We start from the raw sequence: 21,717 nt of genomic DNA on the forward strand, positions 1-21,717 counted from the left end.
TTCAAAAAAACTATAAAGCAAATGCCGGTAACGGTGCTTGCTTTTTTTGGCAGATAAAAACAGCATTATGAAAACAGTATTCCGCAATATCCACCTGTACTTGAGCCTTGCGGCCGGGATTGTAATATTTTGCTCCTGCCTTACCGGCACAATTTTGGTTTTTGAAGAAGAAATTGAACATGCGCTGCACCACAGCCGCTATTTTGCAGAGCCGGCTGTAGCTCGTTTGCCCGTTTCGCAATTGGTTTTTAGGGCGATAAAAGAAGTACCAAAAGCCAAACCGGCAAGTGTAAAGGTTTATGCCGAAGCAAACAGAACAGTAGAAATTGGTTTGATTACGCCCGAAAAAAAAGAAGAAGACCAGAAACAAGAAAAACCACATAACGTTGAAAGTGAACAACATATCAAAGGGCCAGATCATCAAAACCAAAAAAATGTCGATAAAAACAGTATTGAAATGCACAACAAGAAATCAGAAAAAGGCGGCGCCAGGCCAAACCTTACCGTTTTTGTTGATCCATACACCGGAAAAGTAACCGGCCAGTTTAACCGCCGCAAATCTTTTTTCAATACAGTTGAAATGCTGCACCGCTTTTTATTAGGCGGTAAAAACAGCATCGGCAAATTAATAGTTGCTTTTTCTACCTTGTTTTTTTTATTTATCCTGATAAGCGGCGTAGTGCTTTGGTGGCCGAAAAATAAGAAGATCATGCGCCAGCGTTTACGCTACAAATGGACGGGCGGCTGGAAACGCCTCACGCATGACCTGCATATTGTAACCGGCTTTTATACTTCTTTTTTTTTGCTGGTGATTGTGTTTACGGGTTTAATCATGACTTTTCCGTGGGCAAATAAATTGCTGTTTGCCCTAACTGGTTCCAAGCCAGGATCAGGGCAATTTAAACCACCGGTATCTGCTTACCGGCCGGGTTTGAAACCGCTGTCAATTGATCAGGTATTGGCAAATAATCCTGTAGAAATTAAAGCCGCAGCTTCTTATTCTATCCGTTCACCACAAAATTTAATCGGAACATTTTCCTTAAACGTGTTGCCAAAAGGAGCCATAGAAACTACCGGCGACACTTATTTTATCGATCAGTTTTCAGGCAAAATCCTTAGTATTCAAAAATTTAGTGATAAAAACAGCGGCCAGCGCGCACGTGCTTATGTTAAACCGATCCACATGGGTTCTGTTTATGGCTTACCCACCAAAATTATCAGTTTTATGGTTTGTTTGCTGTCGCTGATTTTTCCGGTAACGGGCGTGATAATGTGGCTGAACCGGATTAAAAAAAAGACCAATAAAAGAAGTATTAGTAAATATTCATTTAGTTGATTTTAGTCAATTTTTATCAAATCACCTAAACCAATTTCACCTCCGTTTAATATCCGCGCCGTAATGCCGCCATGACCCCGGACCGCATTGTAACCGCCCGCGCCCAGCGTTTCTTCCATGCGCGAACAAGGATGGCATTCGCCGGTATATTCCAGCAAAACCTCTCCTGCCCAAAACTTTTTATCTTTTAAGGCGAGTAAATTAATACCGCTGACCACAATATTGCGCCGCAGCATTTCGGGCGATACTGTTTTTATGCCCATAAAAGAAGCAATGGCCGCAAGGTGCTCCTGCTGGATTAAAGTAACCTGCCGTTTGCTGCCTGCCGAACCGGAAAAGTGATCGCCAGCAAGTCCTTTTTGAGTGATGGTTTCCACCTTTTCTACCGGTATCATTGGCTTTTTTCTGTCCGGCCTTGTTCCGATCCAGCAGATTTTTCCATGCTGCGGCAATGTGTCAAGCAATAGTTGAAGCGGAGATGTTGCGGATAATTTCATGCTGTTTTTAGCAGGTATTTTTCAGGCAGATGGATTGAACAGAACAAAACCTGCAAATCAATATTTAGAAATAAATGTATGCAGATCAATATAAACGCTATCTTTAATTAACAATTCTAACTAAAATCAAAACGCCATGAGTAAGGACAAAGGAAGCAGCGAAAAGAAAAAAGAGAAGAGTACCGAATCAAAAAAGGCACCTTCGGATTATCAATCAGGCAAAAAATCAGCTTCAAGTTCTGATCTGCCTAAAAAGAAGTAATGAATCAAATTCAACAAAAAACCCGCTTAAAACAATAGTTCTAAGCGGGTTTTGTATTGAATTGTATTTTTATTGATTGACAAACTTCTTGGCATTGTTCCTGCGTTCGCCTTCGTTTAAAAATATTTTACGTAAACGGATGCTTTGCGGCGTTACTTCAATGTATTCATCAGCCTGAATGTACTCCATCGATTCTTCCAAAGAAAACTTGATGGCTGGTGCAATACGCACGTTGGTGTCACTTCCGGAAGCACGCATGTTGGTCAGCTGTTTGCCTTTTGTTAAATTGATGACCAAATCGTTATCACGGATGTGTTCGCCCAAAACCTGTCCTTCATAAATATCAACACCCGGATCAATGTGGAAACGGCCGCGGTCTTGTAATTTATCTATTGCAAAAGCAGTGGTTTTACCGGTGTCCATCGAAACCAAAACACCGTTCAAACGTCCCGGGATTTGGCCTCTCCACGGCTCGTAAGCTTTAAAACGATGCGCCATAATGGCTTCGCCAGCGGTTGCGGTCAGCACATTGTTACGCAAACCGATGATCCCGCGGGAAGGGATTTCAAACTCAATATGCTGCAAATCGCCTTTTGGCTCCATGATCAGCAAATCTCCTTTGCGCTGTGTTACCAACTCAATCACTTTACCGGCAACTTCTCCCGGAACATCAACGATCAGGGTTTCGATCGGCTCGCATTTTTGTCCGTCAATTTCTTTCACAATTACCTGGGGCTGACCAACTTGCAGTTCGTAACCTTCACGACGCATGGTTTCGATCAAAACCGATAAATGCAAAATACCACGGCCATAAACCAGGTAAGAATCCGGAGATTCGGTTTCGATCACCTTTAAGGCCAGGTTTTTTTCCATCTCTTTGTACAAACGGTCACGCAGGTGGCGGGAAGTTACAAACTTGCCTTCTTTACCAAAAAACGGAGAGTTGTTGATGGTGAAAAGCATGTTCATTGTTGGCTCATCGATATGAATGACTTCCAATGCTTCCGGGTTTTCAAAATCAGCAATGGTATCGCCAATATCAAAACCATCAATACCAACTACGGCGCAGATATCGCCCGAGCTAACTTCTGTTGCCTTGATTTTGCCCAAGCCTTCAAAAGTATATAGTTCTTTTACACGTGATTTTTGAATAGTCCCATCACGTTTTACCAAAGAAACAGGTTGATTTTCTTTAATTGTTCCGCGCGCAACACGGCCAATTGCAATACGGCCAACAAAAGAAGAATAATCCAGGGAAGTGATCTGCATCTGCAAAGTACCTTCCTGAATTGGTGCCGGCGGAATGTTTTCCAGGATCGCGTCCATCAGCGGGAAAATATTGTCTGTCGGTTTTTTCCAATCGGTACTCATCCAGCCTTGTTTGGACGAACCATAAATTACCGGGAAATTCAACTGGTCTTCTGTAGCGTCCAAGTTGAAAAACAATTCAAAAATCTGCTCGTAAACTTCTTCCGGGCGACAGTTTTCTTTGTCCACTTTATTTACAACCACAATTGGTTTTAACCCTAAAGCCAAAGCTTTTTGTGTAACAAAACGGGTTTGCGGCATGGCACCTTCAAAAGCATCGCATAAAAGAAGCACGCCGTCTGCCATTTTCAACACACGCTCCACTTCGCCGCCGAAATCGGCGTGGCCAGGTGTATCGATGATGTTGATTTTTACATCTTTATATCTAACAGAAACGTTTTTGGCAACGATGGTAATGCCTCGTTCACGTTCCAGGTCATTATTGTCTAAAATCAGTTCGCCGGTTTCCTGGTTGTCCCGGAAAACTGCACAACTGTGCAAAATTTTGTCAACCAGCGTCGTTTTGCCGTGGTCAACGTGTGCGATAATCGCAATGTTTCTGATTTTCTGCATGTAAATGCGTTCCTTAAATTTGCCGCAAAGATAAGCTTAATATATTAGATTCTAAAGAGATAGCAAAGAAGGAATCACTTTTAATAAAATTTTTATTAAAGCAAGTTTACAGTATATGCTTGAAAGTGCTGATCAACAGAAATTAAAGTAAGATTTTCTGCAATTGCTTGTGCAATAAGTAGACGATCAAAAGGATCTTTATGATAAAGAGGTAAAGTAGAAAGTGTATCGAGATGTTTGACTTCAATATGAAGTAAATTGATATCATTACTAACTAAAAAGAAGTTTATTTCCTTCCAAGTATGCTTAAATTCTGTTTTTTTAAACTTGGGTTAATTACAATTTCCGACAAGGAAACTATGCTTACGAAACGTTGATTATCTAAATCTTCTATAACTGATTTTGTTGAATCAGATAACTTATCAATTCCTTCTGCAAACCAAATTAGGATATGGGTATCAAGTAGAATTTTCATTCTACATATATTCTTTCATTTCATCTAAAGGCGTGTCAAAGTCATCAGCAATTTTACCGAACAAACCTTTTCCACTTCCGAAAACCGGTTTAGGCTTTAACTTTTTAGCTTTTGATGAATTTTCGATATACTGATGGGTAGTATCTGCTTCTTCAACAGAAAAAATATTGCTTTTCTCATTTTTCTTATAAATCAAAAAATCCATGAAATCCTCTACTTCTTTTTTTAAAGGTGCGGGAAGCTGTTCTATTTTTTTTAATAACGCGCTTGTTTCCATAGTACTAACTTACAAAAATTTACTTACAAAACGCCCAGCACAAAAATTTAGGCATTGCTTTGGCCCAGGTTTCTACGTTGTGTTTGCCGTTGATGATTTCTACATAACGAATATCAGCCGGGCGGCTATAACCTTTATTTTCAAGCGTTTTGATCAAATCCACGGTATCATCCATAGAATCAATAATGTGGTTTTTGTTCCGGTCGGCGGTTTCGTCTTTGGTACCGGTCTGGAACCAGAATTTCAGTTCGGGCCGATGCTGTTTTTGCCGTATAATTTTATGCACAATCCGGTCATTTTCATCACAATACCCTTCTCCTAAATCCCTGCTTCTCCACCAAAAAGAACCTGAAAACGCGCCTACTTTATCAAACAAATCCGGATTGTTCCAAGCAATGTCCAATGCAGACAATCCGCCTAATGAAAACCCGGCAAAAGCAATTGTTTCAAAAGTTTTCATACCAATCAGTTCCTGCAATTTCGGCAGCAATTCTTGGGTGATAAAAGAAGCATAAGCTGCGGATTTGCTGCCGCGGCCTTTAAAATCCAGAATCCCAACTGTCCCATATTCCTGGATACGCTCGCCGGCATGTATGGCTGCAACCAAAACTGGCCTGATCTGCTGTTTTTCGTACAGGGTTGCCAAACTTGTTTTAAGCTGCAGGTTTTCAATTTCTTGTCCGTCATTTAGCAGAAGCAAGTTCATCCTGTCCAGATTTTCAAATCCGTCAGGCACAATCAGCGTACAAATAACTTTTCGTTTTAAATAAACGGAACTCAACTCCAAAATTTCTTCTGTAACAATCATTTCCTGCATTAATACGGCTCTATAAACGCAATGTTCAAGCCTTGCAAATATAGAACTTACAATTTTGAGGTAACAAAAGCAGTACCATCGGCCTTTTGGTTTGATTTTAATTACAAAGCAACTATATTACAAACTTTTAAAAACGAAAAAATGAAAGAGGAACACCGAAAATGGTATTCGTATAATCTGGGCTTTGATGTAGATATGCTTGTTTTTGGTGAGCGCGGTCGGCCGGTAATCTTGTTTCCAACATCCAACGGAAGATATTATCAAAATAAAGACCACGGATTAATTGATGCCATATCGTGGTTTATTGATGAAGGTTTGGTGCGTGTTTATTGTCCGGATTCTTATGATTGGCTGTGCTGGTACAACAAAGGCGTACATCCGGCAGAACGTGCCCGCAATTATAATCAATACGATAAAATGCTGCTGGAAGAACTGGTTCCGTGGGCAACCTTGGAAACCGGAAACAGTAAAGCCATCATGGCGGGCTGCAGTTTTGGCGGTTATCATGCGGCAAATTTTGCTTTTAAACATCCGGAAAAGGTTAGCCATGTGTTCCCGATGAGCGGGATTTTTGATATCCGAAGACAAACAGACGGTTTTTATAACGATGACATTTACTATAACAATCCGGTTGATTTTTTGCCGGGCAGCAACCAGCCGGATTTATGGCAGATGGGCATTGCTTTAGGAACAGCCGAATTTGATATCTGCCTGCAGTCCAACGAAATATTATCAACTATTTTGCGCAACAAAAATATTAACCACTGGTTAGACATTAGAGCAGGCGAAACGCATGACTGGCCGGTTTGGAAGGCGCAGTTTCCGCATTATCTGTCAACAATTTAATCAATTATTCAACTGGTTTTGGTTGATGCTGATCTGATCCTGAAAAAGTATCGATAAAAACAGCATCCAACCATCACCGCAAAAACTAAACCGATGAAAAAAATAGGCATTTTATTTGGCAAGGAAAACACATTTCCGCAAGCTTTTGTAGATCGTATCAACAGTAAAAACGAACAAGACATTACCGCTGAATTTGTAAAAGTAGATAAGGTTTTTCAGGGCGAAGCGTTGGATTATGCCGTGATTGTTGACCGGATTTCGCAGGATGTGCCGTTTTACCGTTCAATGCTGAAAAATGCGGCCATTTCCGGAACGGCCGTTATCAACAACCCGTTTTGGTGGAGTGCAGACGAAAAGTTTTTCAACAACGCGCTGGCTTTAAAGATTGGCGTGCCGGTGCCAAAAACAGTTTTGCTGCCTTCCAAAGAGCATCCGGACGATACTTCGGAAGAATCTTTCCGTAACCTTTCTTATCCGTTAAACTGGCCGGCCATTTTTAAATATGTTGGTTTTCCGGCATACATGAAACCGTTTGACGGCGGCGGCTGGAAAGAGGTTTACAAAATGCACAGTTCTGAAGATTTTTTTAACAAATACAACGGCACCAAGCAGTACGTAATGATGCTGCAGGAGGAAATTATCTTTACAGAATATTTCCGTTGCTATTGCATTGGCGGGAAATATGTAAAAATTATGCAGTACGAACCGCGCAACGCTTTCCACGAACGTTATGTAATTGAAGGTGCTTCTACCGATCAAAAACTGCTGGACACCATTAAAAAATACACCATTTTATTAAACCAGTATTTGGGTTACGATTTTAACACGGTTGAATTTGCGGTGCACGATGGCATTCCTTATGCGATAGATTTTTGCAACCCGGCACCGGATGCGGACATCAACAGCGTTGGTGCAGAAAACTTTGAGTGGGTGGTAGAAAACGCCGCAAATTACGCTATTGAACGGGCAAAAGCGCAAAAAGAAGGTGCGGATAATTTAACCTGGGGCGAGTATGTAAAATCATCTGCAACGGGTTCGCCACTGGTTGTGGCCGCACCGAAAACCAAGGCAAAATCAGCAAAAACCAAATCCGCAGAAAAAGTAAAACCCGCTGCTGCCAACGTTGAAAATTAGGCGATAAAAGAAGCATCGGTATAAATCCTTCCGCAGAGAACAAAATTTAGGCGATAAAAACAGCACGGTCAATTCATTTTTAGATAAAGCACGATGAACAAATTCACTTTAGGTGTTGAAGAAGAATTTATGGTGATTGACCCGGTTAGCCGGGAGTTAATTTCGCACGATCAGAAAATTGTAGAAGGCGCGCAAAAAATCCACGAAGATCAGGTAAAAGCAGAAATGCACCAGGCCGTTGTTGAAGTTGGCACGCATATTTGCAACAATACCGACGAAGCGCGCCAGGAAGTGACCAAATTACGCTTGACTGTGGCGCAACTGGCCGGGGATTTGGGTATGCGCATTGGGGCTGCAGGCACGCACCCGTTTTCGCACTGGCAAAACCAATTGATCACCGAGCATCCGCGCTACAACGAAATTGTGAACGAGCTGCAGCAGGCCGCGCGCTCCAACCTGATTTTTGGCCTGCATGTGCATGTGGGCATTCAATCGCGCGAGCTGGCCATCCATATTGCCAATCAGGTCCGCTATTTTTTACCGCATGTTTACGCGCTTTCCACCAATTCGCCGTTTTGGGTGGGAAGGAATACGGGTTATAAATCCTATCGGACTAAAGTTTTTGACAAGTTTCCGCGGACAGGCATCCCGGATTATTTTAACAACATTGAGGAGTACGACAATTACATCAAAATGCTGGTAAAAACCAATTGTATTGATAATGCCAAAAAGATTTGGTGGGATATCCGCGTACATCCTTTTTTTGAAACAATCGAGTTCAGGATTTGTGATTGCCCGATGCTGGTAGATGAAACCATGGCTTTTACGGCACTTTTTCAGGCTTTGTGTGCCAAATTGTATAAGCTTCGGCAGCATAACATGAAGTTTATTACTTACACACGTGCGCTGATCAATGAAAACAAATGGCGGGCAGCACGTTACGGCATCGATGGTAAAATGATTGATTTTGGCAAAGAAATGGAAGTAAATACCCGTGCTTTGATCCTGGAATTATTGGATTTTGTGGATGATGTGGTTGATGAATTAGGCTGCCGTCAGGATTTGCAATACATTCATACAATACTGGAAAATGGCACCGGTGCTGATCGTCAGCTGGCCGTTTACGCGCAAAAAAACAGTTTTGAAGATGTGGTGGATTACATCACAGCGCAAACTTTAGTTGGAATTTAAGGGTATAAAAACAGCATGACAAGCACAGAAAAAACACCGATAAAAGTAGCAATCATCGATTTGTACAACGGCCACCCAAACCAGGGAATGCGCTGTTTTCAGGATATTTTAGATAAATACCGGACACAAAACCAGCTTGATTTAAGTTACCAGGTTTTTAATTTACGCGGAAATAATGAAATCCCGGGTTTGGGTTTCGACATTTATATTTCCAGCGGCGGCCCCGGAAGCCCGCTGGATAGTGAAGGTTCTGTGTGGGAAACCCTTTATTTTGAATTGGTCGAAAATATCCAAAAACATAATAATTCTGATCATCCGCAGAAAAAACACGTACTTTTTGTGTGCCATTCTTTTCAGTTAATGTGCAGGTATTATGGCTTGGGCAAGGTAAATCAGCGTCATTCGCCTTCGTTTGGGATTTTGCCGGTACATCAAACCGAAAACGCGCAAATTGACCCTGTTTTTGCAGGTTTGCCAGAACCTTTTTATGCGGTGGATTCGCGATCCTGGCAGGTTATCGAACCAAACGCTGATCGTTTTGAAGCAATTGGTGCCACGATTTTAGCCATCGAAAAAGAACGTCCGCACTTGGATTGGGAACGTTGCCTGATGTCCGTTCGTTTTAACGAATATTTTATCGGCACACAGTTTCATCCGGAAGCAGACCCGGAAGGTATGCGTTTGCGTTTGCTGGAACCGGAAAGAAAAAAGGAAACCATTGCCGAACATGGAGAGCACAAGTACGATGAAATGCTGGAACGATTGAACGATCCGGACAAATTGCTGCTCACACAAAACACCATGATCCCGAATTTTCTGGACCAGGCACTTTTAACTTTTCAGGAAGCATAATTTAATTCACCATGATTTCTTCGGAACGGAAAGCTTTTAACAGGCAATTTTCAGCAGAAAAATATCAGCATTTTTTAAATCTGCTGCAGCAGGGTTTGGCTGAAGATATTGCTTTTCGTGTAGCCGAAACGCCGGTTTTTATCAGCAAAGAATTAAAAGAAAAACTGGTTTTGGCCGGAGAAGAAATATTAAAAACCATTTTTGATCCGGATTTTAAAGAACTGACCAAATGCGCCATTCCGCAAAAATGGAACGTGGCAAACGAAACCAGCCATCCGCATTTTATCGCTTTGGATTTTGCCATTTGTAAAGACGAACAAGGCAATATCAGCCCAAAACTAATTGAGTTACAAGGCTTTCCATCTTTGTATGGTTTTCAGTCTTTTTTGGGGGATTGTTATCGCGAAGCTTATAATTTACCTGATAAAAGAAGCATTTACTTTTCCGGCCTCAACAAAGAAAGTTATCTGGAACTGTTGAAAAAAACCATCATTGGCCCGTATCAGCCTGAAGAAGTGGTTTTGATGGATGTTGACGCGTTTCACCAAAAAACAGTGGTTGATTTTCTGATCACACAAAAACAGCTGGGCATTCCGGTTATCCCGCTGGAAGATCTGAAGCAGGAAGGCAAAAAATTGTATTATTTAAAAGAGGAGCGCAAGATTTTTATCAAACGTATTTATAACCGCTTGATTTTTGATGAAATTGATCATGTGCCTGATATTTTTGACCGGGTTGTAGATATCCGTCAGGATTTGGATGTAGAATGGATTACGCATCCAAACTGGTTTTACCGCATCAGCAAGTTTACGATGCCTTTTTTACAGAGTGAATTTGTGCCTAAAACTTGGTTTTTAAATGAACTGCCTTCTGTTCCGCAAAACCTGGAAGATTTTGTGTTGAAGCCGCTGTTTTCTTTTGCCGGGCAAGGTGTAATTATTGATGTAAAAGAAGCAGATATTGAGGCAATTCCAGATCCGGAAAACTGGATTCTTCAGGAGAAAGTAAATTATGAACCGATTGTGCAGGCACCTGACGGCGGAGTAAAATGTGAAATCAGGATTTTGTATCTTTGGCCTGAAAAAGACAAACAACCAACTTTAGCCATTAATTTGGCACGTTTAAGCCGTGGTAAAATGATTGGCGTGCGATATAATAAAGATTTTGACTGGGTTGGCGGTACGGTTGCTTTTTTTGAGCAGTAAAAGTTTGACTGAGCTTTCCGAAATTTACCCGATAAAAGAAGCATTATTTATAAAAGCATGAACCTCCAGATCATCATTGTTGCCATACTGTTTTTAGGGGCTATTTTTTATGTTGGCCGGTTGGTTTACAGTAGCATCACCGCTAAAAAAAGCTGCGGCAGTAATTGCAAATGCGGCGTGGATTTTTCTCAGGTAGAAATAAATAAAAGCAAGTAGTTGACAATTATTGCTGCTAAACTTCACTTTCAAAATAAGCAGCAGCGCGATCAATGCTTCTTTTATCAGCCTAAATCTTCTCAATTAAACAAACCGCATAAGCAACTACGCCTTCTTTTCTTCCGATAAAACCCATTTGCTCATTGGTGGTGGCTTTGATGGAGATATCCTCCACACTGATGCCGCTTGCTTCTGCAATATGGGCTTTCATGGCCGGAATGTGCGGGTTGATTTTGGGGGCTTCCAAACAAATCATGGCATCGATGTTGCCAATCGTCCAGTTGCGCTCGGCCAGCATCCGCAATACTTCTTTTAGCAGTAATAAACTGTTGATGCCTTTCCAGCGGTCATCTGTATTAGAAAAATGGAAACCGATATCGCGCAGATTGGCCGCGCCCAGCAAAGCATCGCAAATGGCGTGGAGCAGCACATCTGCATCAGAATGCCCGTAAGCACCGGAAGTATGCGCTAAATTTACGCCGCCCATAATAAACGGGTGGCCCTGGCGCAACTGGTGCACATCAAAGCCAAAACCTACCTTAATTTTCATTGATAAAAGAAGTATTACTTGTTTGATGGATTTTTACCGAAGGAATAGCCCAGCGTAAAACGTACGGTATTGGCAAGCGCACTTTGCTGCTCATTGGCCACTAAGTAAGAAAAATCCAGGTTAAAAGCTTCATAACGCAAGCCAACACCCAGCGTTAAGTATTTGCGGTTGCCCAGATTCGGGTTTTCGTAAAAATAACCGGTACGCAACGCAAACTGATGATTATACCAGTATTCCAGTCCGCCGCCAAAATTAATTTCTTTCAATTCCCCGCTGAAACCAGCATCTGTGAACGAGCCGAATATACCTGCCGGAACACTGGCTGTTGAATTAGGATTGCTCGGAACAAGTAGTTTATTGGCATCTAAAGTAGCGGTGATTTCGTTGTAAGTATCTAAATACCACGTGTTGGCAACACCAACCCGCAAATTGGTGGGCAAAAAATATTTTTGTCCGGTTTCTGTATAACTGATTTTGGAACCAATGTTGGAAATGTTGACACCCAGCGCAAAAAGATCATCTGTACCTAAAAGTTCCGTTGGTTTTTTATACGTTAAAGAAACATCTGCCGCTACGGCCTGGCCGGCTTTGGTTTGCTGGCCCGTAAAAAAACTACCGTTGGAAAGGTTAGAATAAATGTACCGCAGAGAAGTGCCTAAAGAGAAATTTTCGCCAAACTTACGGGCAAAACTGGCATCGATAGCAAATTCGTTGGGCGTATATGTACCCTGCTCCTGCTGGTTTATATCTACCAGCTGAATTTTGCCCAGGTTGAAATACTTTAAAGACAAGCCGATTACATTGCGGTCATCCAACTTGTGTGCGTAACTTAAATAAGCCAGGTTAATATCCGGTACTAAACGGCGCAGCCACGGACTGTAAGATAAGGAAAGCTGATCGCCGTTTTCTATAAACGCCAGTTTTGACGGGTTCCAGTAATTGGCATTTTTATCATTGGACAATGCAACACCGGCATCACCAATGGCGCCCGAACGGGCATCAGGGGAAATAGTTAAAAAAGGAACTGCCGTGAGCAACGCACCTGAAGAAGAACCACCGTTTGTGTTGGTGCCATTTACTTGCGCATCAGCATAAAAAACATTAAAAGTTATACTGATACTTAGCAATAAAGCACTTTTGATTATAATATCAATTTTCATCAAGCCGGAACAATAATTTTTAAGCAGCACGATAATATTATACATGTTACAGAATAAAGCAAAACAAAAACCGTTTTACAAAGCAAATAACTACTTTACAACTTGCTTATTGCCAAATCTAACTAAATTTTGATCTGCTGTAACTCTAAAAGATGTTATTTCGTTCAATATATAATAATATCTGTAAAGGGTATTTGCTGATGCCTAAATTTTATGTTGGCGTGTTTTACGAAAAATATTAAATTTACGTTCTACAGGATTCTCTAAAAATGAAAAAAAATTTTACTAACTGTGCTTTGGCAATGCTTATGCTGGGTGGTGTGTTAAGCAGTTGTAATAAAGCAAAATCTCAAAAAACAGGCTGGGCTTACAATGACCGCAGCAACGGCGGTTTTCAGGTTTTTGCCAAGAAACATCCGGCTCCTGGCCCGGGTTTGGTGCCGATAGAAGGCGGTACTTTTGTTTTGGGCGGCTCTTTAAACGAAGATCTTCAGTTTGATTATAATAACATAAGAAGAAGGGTCACGGTTGCTTCTTTTTACATGGATGAAACAGAAGTTTCCAATACAGACTGGCTGGAGTATATGTATTGGACCAAAAGAACATATCCGCAAGATCGGGAATTATATTACAACGCCATTCCTGATACGTTGGTTTGGCGGCAGCCTTTGTCCTACAACGAGCCTTATGTGGATAATTATCTGCGCCATCCGGGTTATCAGGATTATCCGGTGGTTGGTGTTAGCTGGGATCAGGCAAATGATTACTGCGATTGGCGTACACAACGCGTTAATGAAGAAATTCTGCGTGAACGCGGCATCATCACCGATTGGAAAACCATGAGCAAAAACAAAAAAACAGGTAGTGCTGCTGCTTTCAACACAGATATTTATTTGAACGGCCAATATCGCGGCACCGGTATTGATGGCAAGCACATGCCTACAGATTTGAATGCGGCCAACAAAGGAAAAGGTGGTAAACCGGCCACACGCCCGGCCCGTATTGAGGATGGTGTGCTGAAACAACCTTATCGTTTGCCTTCTGAAGCAGAGTGGGAATATTCTGCTTTGGCTTTAGCCGGAAACACTCAATTTGAAAACATCAGCGATGGTAAAGTTTATCCCTGGAATGGTATGGGTGTCAGATCACCAAAAAAGAGCACCCGCGGTTTGATTTTGGCCAACTTTAAACGTGGTGCCGGCGATAACATGGGTACGGGTGGTTACCTGAACGATAAGGCTGATATTACAGCGCCGGTTCGTTCCTATCCGCCAAACGATTTCGGTTTATATAACATGGCCGGAAATGTAAATGAGTGGACTGCTGATACTTACCGCCAGTTATCTTACGAAGATTTTGAAGATTTCAACCCTTTCCGCGGTAATATATATACCGATAAAAGATTGGCCAATGCAGATAAAGGTTTGCTGGCCAAAGATAAATATGGCCGACCGATTAAAGATTTGGCCAAAACTTCTAAAAAACAGAAATGGAGTGAATTGAACGGACAACGTGCCACTGCGGCCGAAACAAATGTTGCTAACAACAACCCGACAGCAAATGCAGTTACCGCTGCAAACAATACCGGCAAAGCATTTACACCTGATGTGAGGGGATATGCAGATTCTGTTAATACTACGTTATATGGCAATACTACTTTGGTAAATGATCATTCTAAGGTTTACAAAGGCGGTTCCTGGAATGATCGTGCTTACTGGTTAAACCCTGCAACACGCCGGTTTATGGATCAGGAAGACGCAACAGCAGAAGTTGGTTTCCGTTGTGCCATGGGCATGATTGGCGAAGCCGAAATCAACCCTGCAAATAAACCGCATTTCCGGGTTAAAAAAGCAAAATCACCAAAGAAAATACAGTTGTAAAAGGAGTATTGGTTTTATAAAAAGCGGCTTTCATCTTAAAAAATGAAAGCCGCTTCGTTTTTACAGTTTACCATAAACCATGTACTGTTTTTATCGGTATAAATTTAAAATGCTGATTTACTTTGATAATTCTTTAAGCCGATCTTGTATAAACGTAGAACTTGATTAAACTTTTTTTGTGCTTTACACCATGCTTTTTTTATCGACTAAAAATTGGTTTTTGCCTGGTTTGGACCAGTACTGACCCCAGTTTTTAGGCGATAAAAACAGTATCAGAAGGCTGAGATTATTGTGTTAAAGCGTACTCCACCAGATTGGCACCCATTTTCAAGGCTTTTAAACGGTTTTCTGGGGTATCGTTGGCATAAGTTCCGGCATCTTCCCAGCCATTGCCCAAATCGCATTCGTAAGTGTAAAAACAAACCAAACGGCCTTTGTAAGTCAACCCAAAAGCTTGAGGACGCTTGCCATCATGCTCATGAATTTTTGGCAGACCGTTAGGGAATGGAAACTTTTGATGAAAAACCGGATGGTTTACCGGCAATTCCACAAAATCCAGTTCCGGAAAAACTTTTTTCATTTGCGGGCGGATAAACTGGTTTAAACCATAATTATCGTCAATATGCAAAAAACCGCCGCCTGTTAAATATTTGCGCAGGTTTTTTACCTCCTGATCAGAAAAAACCACATTTCCGTGCCCGGTTAAAAATGTAAAAGGATAATTAAAGATTGTTTCGCTGCCAACTTCCACCACATCATCTTCTGGTTTGATGTTGGTTTTCAGGTTTTCATTACAAAACCTGATTAAATTAGTCAAAGCCGTGCGGTCGCCGTACCAATCGCCGCCGCCGCTGTATTTTATTTTGGCTATTTTATAAGTTGGTTCAGGAGGTTTTGGCGAAAGGAATAAAAATATCAGCAGCAGGTATTTCATCGGTTTAAAAAATTAACTTCAAAACAAGCTTCCAAAGCAGCCGTTTCTGTCCTTAATCGGCTTTGTCCTAAAGTTATGGCTTTAAATCCGTTTTCTAAACCCAGCTTAATTTCCTGCGGAGAAAAATCACCTTCAGGCCCAATCAAAACCAAATAGTTCTGTTGCAGTAGCAATGCTTCTTTTATCGATGTTTTTTTGGTGTCTCCGCAATAGGCAATCCATTTTTGCGAATTATTATTATCCCGAACCAAACTTGAAAAAGCTGTAAGCTGATTTAACTTTGGATGGTACGCTTTAAGCGATTGTTTCATGGCCGAAGTAACCACTTTGTTTAAGCGCTCGTGATTGATGATTTTTCGTTCAGAATGCTGGCACAGGATTGGCGTAATTTCATCGATCCCAATTTCTGTGGCTTTTTCGATAAACCATTCTAAGCGTTCAATATTTTTGGTCGGTGCAATGGCAATGTGCAGATAATGGTTGCGTTTCCCGAATCCCGACTCGGAATCAAGGATTTCAAAGCAGGTTTTCTTCGGATCAGGGACGCTGATTTTTGCACGATAAAAGAAGCCTTTTCCATCTACAATTTCGATTAAGTCATCTTTTTGCAAACGCAGCACTTTGGCGCAATGCCTGCTTTCTTCTTCATTTAAAAAGCAATCTGCCGGGTTCAAATCAGGTGCATAAAAAAGATACATCCGGCAGCAATTTAATCGTCATTATCAGAAACATCTTCCTCGTTCAGCAATAATTCCAGCTTAACAGATTCAATGTTTTGTCCTGCTTTTTTTAGCACGGTAATGTTATAACCGTTAGCTTCCTTCTGTTCACCAACTTCCGGTATTTTGCCAAATATTTCGCCCAGCCAACCGGAAACGGTATCAAAATCACCGTCTTCGGGCAGATCATGAGGTAATTCTTCGTTCACATCATAAATACTGGCCAGCGCATTAATTACAAATTCGGTTGAATTTAAGCGTTCTACAATTGGTTTTTCTTCATCATATTCATCCTGGATTTCTCCAACCAGCTCTTCCACAATATCTTCCAGCGTAACCATTCCGGCTGTTCCGCCAAACTCATCCATTACAATTGCAATCTGGATTCGTTTGAGTTGCAGTTCCGTCATTAAATCATTGATTTTTTTGGTTTCCGGGATGAAAAACGGTTTACGGATGATATCTTCTAATTTAAAATCAGTTTGGTTGACCAATAAAGGCAAAATATCTTTGGCTTGTACGATACCGACAATTTTGTCCATTGTATCTTCGTAAACCGGCATCCGCGAATAACCTTCTTTAATAATTCGGTTAAGTAAATCTTCTTTGCTGAGGTGCAATTCTACACCGGAAATTTTGGTTCGTGGAACCATGATGTTTTTGGCAACACGCTCGTTAAAATCAAATACGTTTTTAATCAGTTCGTGCTCGTTAGAATCTAAAACTCCGCTTTCTTTACCCTGATCTAACAAATACTGAAGTTCTTCTGAACTATGATGTGCCTCACTTGAATGCGATGATTCGATCCCGAAAATCCTCAAAATTGCGTTTGCAAATCCGTTTAAAGCCCAGATGAAAGGCCGGAAAACGATATAAAAAAAACGCAGTGGAAAAGCGATAAACAAACTGGTTTTTACCGGCTGTTTTATAGCAAATGTTTTAGGTGCCAATTCGCCAAAAACGATGTGCATGACTGTAATTATCATGAAAGCTAAAAAAAGCCCAACATTATTTGCCAGCGAACCGGTAATTGTAATGTGCAAAAAATTAAAAATGTTGAAAACAATTTTAGTCATCACTTCTTCACCAACCCAGCCCAAGCCCAAAGAAGCTAAGGTAACGCCTAACTGGGTAGCAGCCAGATAAGCATCAAGATGGTGTAAAATGGTTTTGGTTACTTTAGCAACCCGGCTTCCAGATTTTGCCTGGATTTCAATTTGGGAAGACCTGACCTTAACAATTGCAAATTCGGCTGCTACAAAAAAACCGTTCAGTAATACTAAAAAAACAGTTAAAAAAGCATGAAAACCGCTTACGTCAAGATCGGGCTCCATTAAATAATTTGTTTCTGAAACATTGTTTTAAACAGCGCAATGCTTTCTTCGATGATACGATAAGCTTCTTCCCTGCCTTCAAACTGTTCTACAGTTACAGATGCAGTATGCTCCAGTTTTTTATAATCTTCAAAAAAACGGGTAATTTCTGCTTCGGTATGTGGCGGAAGATCGGTTATATCGTTTATGTAATTTACAGACATATCATTTGCGGCCACAGCAATGATTTTATCATCACGTTCACCTTTGTCAACCATGTGCATTACGCCAATTACTTTAGCTTCCAAAATACACATTGGCACAACTTCCTGTGAGCAGATGACCAGGATATCTAAAGGATCGTTATCATCACAATAAGTCATCGGGATAAAACCATAATTAGCGGGATACATTACCGATGAAAATAATACACGGTCTAATTTTAACAGGCCATAATCTTTATCAATTTCGTACTTGCATTTTGATCCTTTAGGAATTTCGATAATTGCGTTAACACGTTGCGGTGATCTTCCATCTTCGCCCGGCGGGATGGTTTGCCATGCATGTTTTAAGGTCATAATTTTGATATATATTTTTTAATATTATTCAGTTGGTAAGTTATTTTGCGGAGAATTGTTTTTTGTAGATCTAAAATATGCTATGATTACAGGTGTGGCTGTAATCACAATCAATCCAACAATAATGAACGGCATATAATGTATTATCCCGGGAAATTTTCTCCCCAGGAAAAACCCCGACAAAGTAAGCAGCAATACCCATAACAAGCTTCCTACCAAATTATAAAATGTAAAGGTTTTGAACTTAACTTTTGCAACGCCGGCAAAGATAGGGGCAAAAGTTCGGATTATTGGAAAAAACCGACCAAATACTAATGCCATTCCGCCATACTTTTTAAAAAAATCTTCAGCCATGAAAATATATCGTTTTTTAAAAAACATCGTATCTTCCCGGTTCAAAAGCATCCTGCCGGTGCTGAAGCCAAACCAGTAACCAACGTAATTGCCCAAAACGCCAGCCATAAATAGCGTGCCCAGAAGCTGATAAACTGATACTTCCAACATCCCGGTAGCACAAAAAATACCTGCTAAAAAAAGCAAATAATCACCAGGCAAAAAAAAGCCGAAAAATAAACCGGTCTCAGCAAAAACGATAAAAAAAATAAGGTAAATCCCGCCCTTGCTGATGATTGCTTCTGCATCAATCAAGTTTGTTAGATGTTCCCAAATTTCTTTCATTAGCAAAGTTAGTCTGTAAAACTACAAATATATAATTAATTGCAGTTTAAGCCTCAATGCTAAATTATGTTGGAAATGAAGGCAGGATATATACCGATAATCAGGGTAATTAAAGCAGCAATGCCTAAAACAAAACTTACATTACCCGGAATGCTGATTGCTGCACGATCTTCTTTATTAAAATACATGGCAATAATTACCCTGAAATAATAGAAGATAGAAATGATAGCGTTGATTACAGCTAAGACTGTTAGCCAGACTTGATATTGAGATAATGCCCTGGAAAACATGAAAAATTTACCAATAAAACCCGCAGTTAAAGGAATACCTGCTAAAGAAAGCATAGAAACCGTAAGCACAAAAGCCAAAAACGGATTGCTTTTGCCCAAACCGTTAAAATTATCAAAACTGCCGCTGCCGGTTTGCTGCTGTACCAGCATCAACACACCAAATGCAATGATAGAGGCAATAGAATAAGCCGTTGCATAAACAAAAACAGCATTGGAAGATGCTACCCCTAATGCAACAATAGCAAATAGCATATAACCTACATGGGAAATACTGGAAAAGGCCAGCATTCTTTTAAAATTATGCTGATACAGTGCCGTAATGTTACCGATAAACAAAGTAATTATTGTAATGACTAATAAAGACGGGCTCCAAAAATCTGCAAGGGGCGCAAAACAAATGGCAAACAGGCGTAAAAAAGCGGCAAAACCAGCGGTTTTCACTACGGTTGCCATGTAAGCAGTAATTAGTGTCGGCGATCCTTCATAAACATCGGGTGCCCAAAAATGAAATGGTGCCGCTCCAACTTTAAAGCAAAGTCCAACAATCATCAGTAATATACCGGTGTAAAAAAGGTATGATATGTCCTGTGTGTTTGACAAGACGTGATTTTTAATCGTTTCCAAATCAAAAGAACCGGTTGCACCATAAATCAGGGTGATACCAAATAATAAAAAGCCAGTAGAAAAAGCCCCCATCAAAAAGTATTTTAGTGCAGCTTCATTTGAGGCAAAATCTTTTTTCTTGATTCCAGCTAAAATATACAGGCAGACAGACATAATTTCTATGCCTATAAACAGCATCACCAGGTTATGGTAAGAAACCATTACCATAATCCCGGCTAAAGAAAACAGGATAATGGCGTAATATTCGGCAACGTGTTCACTAATCCGTTCAAAATAATTTCGGGACAACAAGATGATTAAAATGGTAGAAAGTATCGTAATTACAGAAAACGCGATGGCATAATGATCAAACAAAACCATACCGCTGTAAATAGGTGTTGCAGCGGTGTTCCACTGGGCTATCGCAAATCCGGCAGCTACAACCAACCCAATTACCGTAACTGGCAGCAATGCTTTGTTTAGCCGGTATAATCCTAAATATAAAATAACGACCGCTAAAACTGAGATTGTAATAAGAGTACCCATTGGCTTATTTAGCTGAAATTAATTTTTGATTGACCTGCTCAATCAGGTTGGTTACGCTGGCTTCAGATAGGTGTTGCAGAGGTTCCGGATAAACACCAATCAGAATTATCAATGCACAAATTGTAATCAGGAATATTTTTTCTGAACCGGAAACATCAGGAAAAAAGGCAGTTAAAGAATTGCTTTCGCCCTGCATAATTTGTTTGTACATCCGCAGCATATAAACTGCCCCGAAAATGATGGTCAAACCGGCAATAGCAACCAGCCAGATATTGTATTGATAAATACCGTTCATCAGCAAAAACTCGCCAATGAAACCATTGGTCAACGGCAATGCAACCGTTCCCATAATTATAATGATAAAAGAAGCAGCCAGAAAAGGTGCACTTTTGGCAATGCCGCCCATCAGGCCGATATCACGGGTGTTGATTCTTCTGCTGATGATATCAATCACAAAAAACAAACCGATAACGTTGATGCCATGGCTTAACATTTGGATCATAGCACCTTGTACCCCCTGAATATTCCAGGCAAAAATACCGGCAGCAATTAAGCCAACGTGGGCAATGGATGAATAAGCAATTAAACGTTTGCCATCTTTTTGATTGAAAGCAATCAATGATGCATAAACGATACCAATAACGGATAAAATTATTGCTGTACTTTGCCAATGCATAAAACCAAGCGGTGCAACCGGAATCAGCCAGCGAATTACACCATAAATACCCATTTTTAACATAATACCCGACAACATCATCGTGCCGCCGGTTGGTGCTGTGGTATAAGTATCAGGCTGCCAGGTATGAAAAGGAAAAATCGGCATTTTGATAGCGAAGGCAATAAATAATGCCCAGAATATCCAGCCCTGGTGATAAGCATCAAATTTTAAATTATAGATGGATTGAATATCAAAAGATTTATCCGGAGTTTGCAGATGCAAATAGATGATACCCAACAACATAAACAATGAACCGGCAAATGTATAAATGAAGAACTTGATGGTGACTTTAACGCGGTTTTCACCTCCCCACAAAGCACAGATAAAATAGATTGGGATTAAAGCAACTTCCCATCCAACGTAGAACAAAAAAGCGTCCATCGCAGTAAAAACCAGCAATAAACCGGTTTGCATAAAAAGGATGAGTGCATAAAAAGCAGATGGATTGTTGTAATTGTGTTTAAATGTTGACAGAATAATCAACGGAACCAGAACCGTTGTCAGAATAACTGTAATCATGCTAATCCCATCTATACCAGCTTTAAAATGAATACCGAAATCTATAATCCAGGGATAATCAACTACGTACTGATAACTGGCATCTGCATGAAAACCAGAAACCATTACTGCTGCCACAACTAATTCGGCCAGCGCAAAAAACAGTGCAATATTTTTTACATTTTGCCCTTTAAAAAACAGCAGAACCAATGCAGCCAACAAGGGTAAAAAGAGTAGAATAACCGTCATATCTTGATTCTG

General features: G+C 40.6%; 23 protein-coding genes. 9 read left to right on the forward strand and 14 right to left on the reverse strand.

Going from position 1 to position 21,717, the window contains the following annotated elements; translation table 11 throughout:
* Window positions 1-67: 67 nt before the first annotated feature.
* On the forward strand, window positions 68-1,336 hold the full coding sequence (locus ACOFKR_RS16205) for a PepSY-associated TM helix domain-containing protein (protein ID WP_419801842.1): 1,269 nt from the start codon (window positions 68-70) through the stop codon (window positions 1,334-1,336).
* 2 nt (window positions 1,337-1,338) lie between these two features.
* Here the strand turns inward: ACOFKR_RS16205 and ACOFKR_RS16210 are convergent, their stop codons facing one another.
* Window positions 1,339-1,833 (reverse strand): MOSC domain-containing protein, encoded by a 495-nt coding sequence (locus ACOFKR_RS16210; protein ID WP_419801843.1) that lies wholly within the window; start codon window positions 1,831-1,833, stop codon window positions 1,339-1,341.
* Between the two features lie 136 nt (window positions 1,834-1,969).
* Here ACOFKR_RS16210 and ACOFKR_RS16215 point away from each other — a divergent pair, with 136 nt between their 5' ends.
* Window positions 1,970-2,095 carry a hypothetical protein gene (locus tag ACOFKR_RS16215; RefSeq protein WP_419801844.1) on the forward strand — a complete coding sequence of 42 codons (126 nt, stop codon included), beginning with the start codon at window positions 1,970-1,972 and terminating at the stop codon, window positions 2,093-2,095.
* Window positions 2,096-2,164: 69 nt separating this feature from the next.
* On the opposite strand, the gene typA is transcribed toward ACOFKR_RS16215, so the two are convergent.
* The 4 genes from typA to ACOFKR_RS16235 all read right to left on the reverse strand — a co-directional run bounded on the left by typA (window position 2,165) and on the right by ACOFKR_RS16235 (window position 5,536).
* The gene (gene typA, locus ACOFKR_RS16220) at window positions 2,165-3,976 is read right to left on the reverse strand and encodes a translational GTPase TypA (protein ID WP_419801845.1); all 1,812 of its coding nucleotides are present in this window, start codon (window positions 3,974-3,976) and stop codon (window positions 2,165-2,167) included.
* Between the two features lie 95 nt (window positions 3,977-4,071).
* Entirely contained in the window at window positions 4,072-4,266 is a 195-nt protein-coding gene (locus ACOFKR_RS16225; RefSeq protein ID WP_419803656.1) for a type II toxin-antitoxin system VapC family toxin, read from the reverse strand.
* A gap of 186 nt (window positions 4,267-4,452) precedes the next feature.
* The gene (locus ACOFKR_RS16230) at window positions 4,453-4,728 is read right to left on the reverse strand and encodes a DUF2281 domain-containing protein (protein WP_419801846.1); all 276 of its coding nucleotides are present in this window, start codon (window positions 4,726-4,728) and stop codon (window positions 4,453-4,455) included.
* Between the two features lie 19 nt (window positions 4,729-4,747).
* Entirely contained in the window at window positions 4,748-5,536 is a 789-nt protein-coding gene (locus tag ACOFKR_RS16235) for an alpha/beta hydrolase (protein WP_419801847.1), read from the reverse strand.
* Window positions 5,537-5,686: 150 nt separating this feature from the next.
* Between ACOFKR_RS16235 and ACOFKR_RS16240 the strand changes: the two genes are divergently transcribed.
* The 6 genes from ACOFKR_RS16240 (at window position 5,687) to ACOFKR_RS16265 (ending at window position 10,989) form a co-directional block, all read left to right on the forward strand.
* Window positions 5,687-6,391, forward strand: a complete 705-nt coding sequence (locus ACOFKR_RS16240; protein WP_419801848.1) for an esterase family protein — start codon at window positions 5,687-5,689, stop codon at window positions 6,389-6,391.
* Window positions 6,392-6,484: 93 nt separating this feature from the next.
* A complete protein-coding gene (locus ACOFKR_RS16245) occupies window positions 6,485-7,525 on the forward strand; it encodes an ATP-grasp domain-containing protein (RefSeq protein WP_419801849.1) in 1,041 nt (346 codons plus the stop codon).
* A gap of 93 nt (window positions 7,526-7,618) precedes the next feature.
* Window positions 7,619-8,716 (forward strand): carboxylate-amine ligase, encoded by a 1,098-nt coding sequence (locus ACOFKR_RS16250; RefSeq protein ID WP_419801850.1) that lies wholly within the window; start codon window positions 7,619-7,621, stop codon window positions 8,714-8,716.
* 15 nt (window positions 8,717-8,731) lie between these two features.
* Window positions 8,732-9,568: a type 1 glutamine amidotransferase gene (locus ACOFKR_RS16255; RefSeq protein WP_419801851.1), complete on the forward strand. Its 837-nt coding sequence runs from the start codon at window positions 8,732-8,734 to the stop codon at window positions 9,566-9,568.
* An 11-nt stretch (window positions 9,569-9,579) separates the two neighbouring features.
* A complete protein-coding gene (locus ACOFKR_RS16260; protein ID WP_419801852.1) occupies window positions 9,580-10,773 on the forward strand; it encodes a hypothetical protein in 1,194 nt (397 codons plus the stop codon).
* A gap of 57 nt (window positions 10,774-10,830) precedes the next feature.
* Window positions 10,831-10,989 (forward strand): FeoB-associated Cys-rich membrane protein, encoded by a 159-nt coding sequence (locus ACOFKR_RS16265; RefSeq protein WP_419801853.1) that lies wholly within the window; start codon window positions 10,831-10,833, stop codon window positions 10,987-10,989.
* 70 nt (window positions 10,990-11,059) lie between these two features.
* Here ACOFKR_RS16265 and ispF read toward each other — a convergent pair whose 3' ends face one another.
* Complete coding sequence (gene ispF, locus ACOFKR_RS16270) at window positions 11,060-11,539, reverse strand: 2-C-methyl-D-erythritol 2,4-cyclodiphosphate synthase (RefSeq protein WP_419801854.1); 480 nt, start codon at window positions 11,537-11,539, stop codon at window positions 11,060-11,062.
* Window positions 11,540-11,553: 14 nt separating this feature from the next.
* Window positions 11,554-12,744 carry a type IX secretion system outer membrane channel protein PorV gene (gene porV, locus ACOFKR_RS16275; protein ID WP_419801855.1) on the reverse strand — a complete coding sequence of 397 codons (1,191 nt, stop codon included), beginning with the start codon at window positions 12,742-12,744 and terminating at the stop codon, window positions 11,554-11,556.
* Window positions 12,745-12,968: 224 nt separating this feature from the next.
* On the opposite strand from porV, the gene ACOFKR_RS16280 reads away from it, so the two are divergent.
* Window positions 12,969-14,579 carry an SUMF1/EgtB/PvdO family nonheme iron enzyme gene (locus ACOFKR_RS16280; RefSeq protein ID WP_419801856.1) on the forward strand — a complete coding sequence of 537 codons (1,611 nt, stop codon included), beginning with the start codon at window positions 12,969-12,971 and terminating at the stop codon, window positions 14,577-14,579.
* Window positions 14,580-14,865: 286 nt separating this feature from the next.
* Here the strand turns inward: ACOFKR_RS16280 and ACOFKR_RS16285 are convergent, their stop codons facing one another.
* Genes ACOFKR_RS16285 through ACOFKR_RS16315 form a run of 7 tightly spaced genes read right to left on the reverse strand, consistent with a single transcriptional unit; the run spans window position 14,866 to window position 21,705 of the window.
* Window positions 14,866-15,513: a DUF4159 domain-containing protein gene (locus ACOFKR_RS16285; RefSeq protein WP_419801857.1), complete on the reverse strand. Its 648-nt coding sequence runs from the start codon at window positions 15,511-15,513 to the stop codon at window positions 14,866-14,868.
* A complete protein-coding gene (locus ACOFKR_RS16290) occupies window positions 15,510-16,211 on the reverse strand; it encodes a 16S rRNA (uracil(1498)-N(3))-methyltransferase (protein ID WP_419801858.1) in 702 nt (233 codons plus the stop codon). The genes ACOFKR_RS16285 and ACOFKR_RS16290 overlap by 4 nt, the downstream gene beginning before the upstream one ends.
* Before the next feature lie 11 nt (window positions 16,212-16,222).
* A complete protein-coding gene (locus tag ACOFKR_RS16295; RefSeq protein ID WP_419801859.1) occupies window positions 16,223-17,566 on the reverse strand; it encodes a hemolysin family protein in 1,344 nt (447 codons plus the stop codon).
* On the reverse strand, window positions 17,566-18,123 hold the full coding sequence (locus ACOFKR_RS16300) for an inorganic diphosphatase (protein ID WP_419801860.1): 558 nt from the start codon (window positions 18,121-18,123) through the stop codon (window positions 17,566-17,568). Before ACOFKR_RS16300 ends, ACOFKR_RS16295 begins: the two co-directional genes overlap by 1 nt.
* A gap of 24 nt (window positions 18,124-18,147) precedes the next feature.
* The gene (locus tag ACOFKR_RS16305) at window positions 18,148-18,801 is read right to left on the reverse strand and encodes a DedA family protein (RefSeq protein ID WP_419801861.1); all 654 of its coding nucleotides are present in this window, start codon (window positions 18,799-18,801) and stop codon (window positions 18,148-18,150) included.
* 59 nt (window positions 18,802-18,860) lie between these two features.
* The gene (locus ACOFKR_RS16310; RefSeq protein ID WP_419801862.1) at window positions 18,861-20,240 is read right to left on the reverse strand and encodes an NADH-quinone oxidoreductase subunit N; all 1,380 of its coding nucleotides are present in this window, start codon (window positions 20,238-20,240) and stop codon (window positions 18,861-18,863) included.
* Between the two features lie 4 nt (window positions 20,241-20,244).
* Window positions 20,245-21,705 carry a complex I subunit 4 family protein gene (locus ACOFKR_RS16315; protein ID WP_419803657.1) on the reverse strand — a complete coding sequence of 487 codons (1,461 nt, stop codon included), beginning with the start codon at window positions 21,703-21,705 and terminating at the stop codon, window positions 20,245-20,247.
* Window positions 21,706-21,717: the final 12 nt, after the last annotated feature.

This window comes from Mucilaginibacter sp. (genome assembly GCF_965201005.1).
Lineage (GTDB): Bacteria > Bacteroidota > Bacteroidia > Sphingobacteriales > Sphingobacteriaceae > Mucilaginibacter_A.